Source organism: Pseudoalteromonas sp., from assembly GCF_041629635.1.
Taxonomy (GTDB): Bacteria; Pseudomonadota; Gammaproteobacteria; order Enterobacterales; family Alteromonadaceae; genus Pseudoalteromonas.
This window is the reverse complement of sequence record NZ_JBFKMX010000038.1, coordinates 21,632-28,078: the sequence shown is the minus strand read 5'-3', so window position 1 is coordinate 28,078 and position 6,447 is coordinate 21,632. Positions and strand designations below refer to the sequence as shown.

At 40.5% G+C, this 6,447-nt stretch carries 7 protein-coding genes; 3 read left to right on the top strand and 4 right to left on the bottom strand.

Annotation, left to right across the window (positions count from 1 at the left end; genetic code table 11):
- Positions 1–72 precede the first annotated feature (72 nt).
- The 3 genes from modA to ABYD77_RS07760 are packed head-to-tail and all read left to right on the top strand — an operon-like array spanning position 73 to position 2,082.
- On the top strand, positions 73–798 hold the full coding sequence (modA, locus tag ABYD77_RS07770; protein ID WP_372768640.1) for a molybdate ABC transporter substrate-binding protein: 726 nt from the start codon (positions 73–75) through the stop codon (positions 796–798).
- A 1-nt stretch (position 799) separates the two neighbouring features.
- Positions 800–1,465, top strand: a complete 666-nt coding sequence (gene modB / locus ABYD77_RS07765) for a molybdate ABC transporter permease subunit (RefSeq protein WP_372768638.1) — start codon at positions 800–802, stop codon at positions 1,463–1,465.
- A gap of 2 nt (positions 1,466–1,467) precedes the next feature.
- Positions 1,468–2,082 (top strand): ATP-binding cassette domain-containing protein, encoded by a 615-nt coding sequence (locus tag ABYD77_RS07760; RefSeq protein ID WP_372768636.1) that lies wholly within the window; start codon positions 1,468–1,470, stop codon positions 2,080–2,082.
- Here the strand turns inward: ABYD77_RS07760 and nrdD are convergent.
- From nrdD to narL, 4 genes are all read right to left on the bottom strand, one after another.
- Entirely contained in the window at positions 2,079–3,887 is a 1,809-nt protein-coding gene (gene nrdD, locus ABYD77_RS07755; RefSeq protein WP_372768634.1) for an anaerobic ribonucleoside-triphosphate reductase, read from the bottom strand. The genes ABYD77_RS07760 and nrdD overlap by 4 nt on opposite strands.
- Positions 3,888–3,889: 2 nt before the next feature.
- Positions 3,890–4,345, bottom strand: a complete 456-nt coding sequence (nrdG, locus tag ABYD77_RS07750; RefSeq protein WP_372768632.1) for an anaerobic ribonucleoside-triphosphate reductase activating protein — start codon at positions 4,343–4,345, stop codon at positions 3,890–3,892.
- Positions 4,346–4,528: 183 nt separating this feature from the next.
- The gene (glp, locus tag ABYD77_RS07745; protein ID WP_372768630.1) at positions 4,529–5,758 is read right to left on the bottom strand and encodes a gephyrin-like molybdotransferase Glp; all 1,230 of its coding nucleotides are present in this window, start codon (positions 5,756–5,758) and stop codon (positions 4,529–4,531) included.
- Between the two features lie 10 nt (positions 5,759–5,768).
- Entirely contained in the window at positions 5,769–6,413 is a 645-nt protein-coding gene (gene narL / locus ABYD77_RS07740) for a two-component system response regulator NarL (RefSeq protein WP_372768628.1), read from the bottom strand.
- Between the last annotated feature and the right edge of the window lie 34 nt (positions 6,414–6,447).

Here is a 6,447-nt window from a genome sequence, read left to right as displayed (position 1 = left end):
ACACACGCGGATGTATGGTTAACACCTGCAGATAAAGATCAAACGGCTTATTTAAATTGGGAGTAACTTTAAGTGCGGTTTTGCTTGCAGCTTTACTTTATTTGTTGGTTATTTGTATCAGGCACTGCTAATGCGCAGCCCTTGCGAATTGCAGTGGCCAGTAATTTTAAAGCCCCTTTACAGCAGGTCATTTCTGGTTTCGAAAAGAGCTTTAATGTCGAAGTCAGTTTATCGTCCGCGTCATCAGGTGTGTTATTCCAACAAATTATTCATGGTGCGCCATTCGATTTATTTCTCTCCGCAGATGAAGAGAAAGTAGACCTATTATTAACTAAAGGGATAGCTGTTGAAAATAGTAAGCAAATTTACGCAATTGGTGAATTAGTGTTTTATTCACCAGGCAATACCGTTTCACTTTCGACATTGAATGAGCAAGAACACCTGACAATAGCAGTTGCAAACAGCAAACATGCGCCATACGGCATTGCTACCCAAGCATATATCAATAAATTCATTAAGCCATTGAAAGTACGTAAAATTACTACAAATAATATTGCACAAACTTTTCAAGTCGTAGATACAGGAAATGCTGAAGCAGGCTTTGTCTCCTTAAGTCACGTGCGTTTAAAGGGCATAGATGAACACTTTTATGAACGTTTGGATGTTGTTGAAGCAAAAATTCCACAAGCTGGAGTGATTATTGCGCGCTCAAAACAGCAACAGCAGGCATTGGCTTTGTTGAACTACTTAAATTCAGCACCTGTTAAACAGCAGTTAGCCGAATTTGGGTATCGTTAATATGTTTGAAACTCTGGTATATCAAGCATTTTGGTTAACCTTTAAATTGGCTTTTTGTACCACAGCCATTTTATTATTAATCGGTATTCCACTCGCGTGGTGGTTAAGCCAAAGCAATACTTTTTTTGCACGATTAATTGAGTCAATGGTCGCTTTACCAATTGTGTTACCACCAACTGTTTTAGGCTTTTATTTACTGATTGCCTTTTCACCAAATAGTTTAGTAGGTTCGACATTTGAAGCTTTGACAAATCAGTCATTAGCATTTTCGTTTTGGGGAATTTTAGTGGGCTCTCTTATTTATTCATTTCCATTTGTAATCCAACCACTTCAGGCTACATTTACCCAAATGGACCGTGGATTATTAGAAACGGCATACTCTTTAGGCGCATCTAAACTCGATACATTCTTGCAGGTTGTATTACCTATTTGTCGCAATGGAATTATTAGTTCAGGGTTACTCTGTTTTGCCCATACAGTAGGCGAGTTTGGGGTAATTTTAATGATTGGCGGTAATATTCCCGGCGAAACCCAAGTGCTTTCCATTGCATTATTTGATGCTGTTGAAGCTATGGAATATAAAAAAGCTCACTCTATTTCCGCAGGCTTATTAGTATTTGCAATATGCAGTTTAGCGTTAATTAATTATTTTAAGCGACCACGTTAGTTATGTTAGATATTGATGTTGCAATAACTTTAGGTCAACGTGATTTTTCTTACCAGTTGTTCACTGATGCTAGTCAGACTTGCTTAGGCATTATGGGGGATTCAGGTTGTGGCAAATCGACCTTGTTTCGAATAATTGCTGGGCTTGAGCAACAGGCGAAAGGGCGCGTGATAGTGCAGCAAAAAGTGTTGCAATCGGACGCGATTTTCTTGTCACCACAACAGCGAAACTTAGGGTATGTTTTTCAAAATGCCCGCCTTTTTCCGCATCTAAACGTTGAAGATAACTTACGCTTTTCCCTTAAACGTTCGAAAGTAAAAACATTCACTTTCGAACAAGTCGTTAATACTATGAAACTAAATGGCTTGCTCTCACGTAATACGCATTATTTATCTGGGGGAGAGCAACAAAGAGTTGCCATTGCACGTGCACTATTAAGTTCGCCAAGTATGTTGTTATTAGATGAGCCACTTAATGGTATCGACAAAAAACAGAAATTCGAGTTGTTACATTACCTTAATGAAGTGAAAGACACACTCCATGTGCCTATGCTGATGATATCTCACAATGAAGACGAGTTGCTTCAGTTGACTGATACTGTCATTTCCTTATCCTAATGTGTTGGTATGTTAGACATTTTTGCTAACTTGCTTTGGTGATAGTGCCGCCCACTGTGTTCAATTCTGCGTCCTTTACTAAAGGCTGTTACAGGCTTTAAATAGCCGATAACCCGAGTTGCATAGTCGATTTCAAGGCTACCGCATGCGCTGCAATGTTGTTGAGTTTGTTTATCTATATAGCCGCAGTCGTAACACAGCGTACTTTTGACATTAATACAAAAATAATTACACCCCGTTTTGGCTGCAATATTGAGTAGTTGTAAATAAGCGGGTGCGCTGAGGTGTTCGTCTAAATTAAGATGTAGAGCACTGCCGCCATCAAGGTATTGGGTGAATTGGCTGCCATGTAGCATGAGTTTATCTAAATGGGTACAGTGCTCATCTTCAACTAGATAAAAATAGCTGTTATAGCAATCCCTAGGCACTCTGAGCTGACTTTGTTTATCCCACTTCGCATTCTTTACGCCTAAATTCTCCGCTGGTACAAATTCTGTGTTAAACAAATAGCCATAGTGTTGTTTTGCTTGCTGGTTTGCATCAAAAATAGTTTTGAGTTGTTGGTTTATAAATTTTTGATAATCTGAATTGTTGTTCACTTCAATGCCGAGGAATTCAGCGGCTTCTGCCATGCCATTAACACCTATAGTTAAAAACTGTTTATCCAGCTGAATAAACCCCGCATCATAAACGGTTAGAAGGCCTGCAGCGAGATACTCTTCCATTACTTTACGGTAGGCAACTTGGTATTTATGAATTTTTTCAACCTGTTGCTTTAAGTCGAGACCACACTGAACTAAGCGATTCATATTTAAGGTAATCACATTGATTGAACCCGTGGCGACTCCCCCTGCCCCAAGTGAATAAGAAAAGGTGTTATCAATCATTTCATTACGTAATCGACAGCAAGATGCCAGAGAGTCTGCACTGGTTGATAGATAAGTGAAAAAGCTGTTGCCATTTGCGAGCTGTTTGGCAATCTGGCAGGCGAATTGTTGATCTTTTACTTTCATTTCATCACTGAGCATGGCGACGGTCACCACCGGGAAGGTCAATAACGCGCGTTCGCGCTCGGCGTTAAACCAATCAAGAAAATACCATTGCAATTGTTCAACACTATGCCAATCAGGTTTGCTAAAATCGGGGAAGACAAAGTCAGCAAATATACTTTGAAAGTAGTGCTGATCATAAATACTAATATTCCAAAATACACTTTGATAGCCCCGTGCCGCCGCCGGTTGGTTAAGGGCGTATACCACATGCTGTAAATGATTAGCGATTTGCGAAGTATGCGTATTTAAATAATCATCGCCATAATCCTTACGGGCAAAATAATCGAAGTAAGTTAAAAACTCTACTGTGGCGACGGCGCCTGCAAATTGACTGCTTATTGCAAATACGAGATTGACAAAACTGCCGCAAAAACTTTCAATATGTTTTGGCGCTTTTGATTCGCCGCCTAATTTGGTTAACCCATCTAATAAAAAGGGGTACATGCTTAGGCTAACACAGTATGGCTTGAGACTAGTTTCATCATGCACATAGATTTCGTGAGCTTCAATCTGCCGAACATATTCATGCGCTAACTCATGATCAAATAGTTCAGCAATTTTGTTATACATTACCTTACGGTTAATCTGAATAAAGCAGTCTTTCATCATTTCGGCTTCGAGTGTGGCTAAGTTTTTGCAGGTGACATTGGCATTGGCATCAAAGTGTGTACCATCAGCTGGCGTACAAGCCGCTTTATATTCGTCTATAAAATTAAGCTTTTGTTTGATTTGTTGATGATTAAGAGTGAGCACAGTTAATTCCTTCTAAAAACATGAGTTAAATCAGAATGGGTGTTTAAATCGAAAAATCGTTGGTTGCTTCGTGGGCTGTCTAAGCCTCCTAATTTCGCTTGCCAGCTGCCGGTTTTGAGATAATCCAGTTGGTTTATTAAGGCTTGTGATAACAAACATTGACTGAGCCCGGTGTATAGGCAAGTTTTAAGCTTGGCGTGTCGAATACGTTGCAAATACTCAATAAGTTGTTGTTCATGCCATTCGCCACCTAAAAAACAGACACACGAGATATAGTCGCGATATTGGTTTAGATAATGTTCGAGCAAAGTTACTGTTAGGGCTTTGCCAGCCTTGCTGTTCCATGTTTTGGCACTATGACAACCTTTGCAGGCGAGTGGACAGCCGACAATGGAAAAAACCAGGCTGAATTCGTTTGGCACTTCTTGCCATGTGGTCTGAATATTAGAATATCGCATACTATATATGGTGTTGTTGTTTTGTATTTTGTCTATATATAGTGTTTTAATATTTTTGGAGTTAAGTTGATTTGATCTAGATCAAGCTAATGTTTGTGCTACCTCTTGATGGGTAGAGTGGAAAAGACGAAAAAAATGCACCGCGAAGGGTGCATTTTTAGCAAATATTATTTGAGCTATGCGTTAAAACAGAGCGATGGTGACTGTATCGCCTATTGCGGCACCGTTTGAGTTTTCTTCTAGCAACACGTAGCAATTGGCCCGCGACATTGAGGAAAGAATGCCAGATCCTTGCGCACCAACAGAAACCACCTGCCACTTGCCGTCTTGCTCGGTGGCAATGGCGCGCTGAAATTCAAATCGACCTGGACGCTTTTTAAAATCACTGGTTGCGGTAGCGAGAAGTTTGGTTTGTGATTTTGCTTGTGTGCCCATTAAGGTTTGAATAAATGGTAAAGCCAGCTGCTCGAAGGTTACTGTGGCAGAAACAGGGTTACCCGGTAAGCCGATAAAGTGACTATTGGCAAGCTGGCCATAAGCAAAGGGTTTGCCAGGCTTGATAGCCAGTTTCCAAAAGTTGATTTCACCCAGTTCGTTAAGAATATCTTTGATAAAGTCTGCTTCACCGACTGATACACCTCCTGAAGAAATCACTACATCGGCTACTTCATCAGCATGCCAGAAGGCTTCACGGATCGCTTCTTTACTATCTTTGATTATGCCAAGGTCAACGATGTTAACCGGAAGCTGCTGTAGGTAAGCAATTAATGTATGGCGATTTGACTCATAAATTTGACCGGGCGCAAGTGTATCGCCGGGTGATACCAGTTCATCACCAGTCGATAATACAGCAACCGTAATTTTTTGATAAACCGTTATTTGGTGAATACCTAAAGAGGCGAGTAAACCGATGTCCGCTGCTTTTAGAGTATGGCCTTGGTTTAATATTGTTTGGCCCAGTGCGATATCTTCGGCACATTGTCGAACATTTGCGCCGAGTTTTAACTTATGCGCATCCTTGATACTGATGACATTATCTGTTGCACAGGTCATTTCCTGCATCACCACCGTATCGACCGAACTTGGTATTGGCGCACCCGTCATAATACGAATACATTCGCCATGGTTGATTCTATTGCTGTAAGGATGGCCAGCGAGTGCAGTACCAACAAGTGTTAAATTCTGATGCTCTGCTAAATCGTTAAACTTAAATGCATAGCCATCCATTGCAGAGTTATTATGTGGTGGCACATTGACTGGTGAAATTACTGCTTGGCTGAGTATTCTCCCGGTTGCTTGCAGCAGTGGTATGGTTTCACTTGCTAAAGAGCATTGTGCATGTGCTATTAAGTTTGCATAAGCCGTAGTGAATGGAAGCAAATGTTGTTGATAACTATCGCAATCGCAACTCATATTGAGACCTCTATTTTTGTAAATCGACCATCCACACAGCGGCTTCGATACGCGAGCGGAAATTTAATTTTTTAAGTAGATGTTTAACATGCACTTTCACTGTGCCATCAGAGATATCAAGTTCTCTGGCAATTAATTTATTGCTCAGACCTTTTGCAATGAGTTTTAGAATTTCTAATTCACGACTGGTCAGGCTGTTTAGTGGGTTGTCTTTTGGTTTGTCTGGTTTACGCAATGCGGTTGCTAGCGCTTCTGTTAAGGTTGGACTTATCGCCATTTTACCGGTGACAGCCATTTTAATATTGTGGACAATATCTTCCGGCTCCATATCTTTTAACAAATAACCATCAGCACCATTTGAAATTGCAGTGACGACATCTTCGTCATTGTCTGAAACAGTTAGCATAATAATGCGCGAGGTAATTTCTAATTTACGCATTTCTTTCACAGTTTCGAGGCCATCAATTCCTTGCATATTAAGATCTAAAATAATCAGGTCAGGTTCGAGTTCTGCGGCAAGTGATATTGCGTCACGGCCATTGCTTGCTTCACCGATAACTTCTATTTCATCTTCTAGCTCAATAAGTTGGCGTAGACCTTTGCGAAATAATGGGTGGTCATCAACGATCATGATGCTTGCTGCTAGTTCACTCATAATTGCCCCTTGTGAGTTCGATTTATTATTGTTG

Coding starts and splice junctions, on each gene's coding strand:
- modB (WP_372768638.1), top strand. CDS start 800: ATGTTTGAAACTCTGGTATATCAAGCATTTTGGTTAACCTTTAAATTG.
- ABYD77_RS07760 (WP_372768636.1), top strand. CDS start 1,468: ATGTTAGATATTGATGTTGCAATAACTTTAGGTCAACGTGATTTTTCT.
- nrdG (WP_372768632.1), bottom strand. CDS start 4,345: ATGCGATATTCTAATATTCAGACCACATGGCAAGAAGTGCCAAACGAA.
- glp (WP_372768630.1), bottom strand. CDS start 5,758: ATGAGTTGCGATTGCGATAGTTATCAACAACATTTGCTTCCATTCACT.
- narL (WP_372768628.1), bottom strand. CDS start 6,413: ATGAGTGAACTAGCAGCAAGCATCATGATCGTTGATGACCACCCATTA.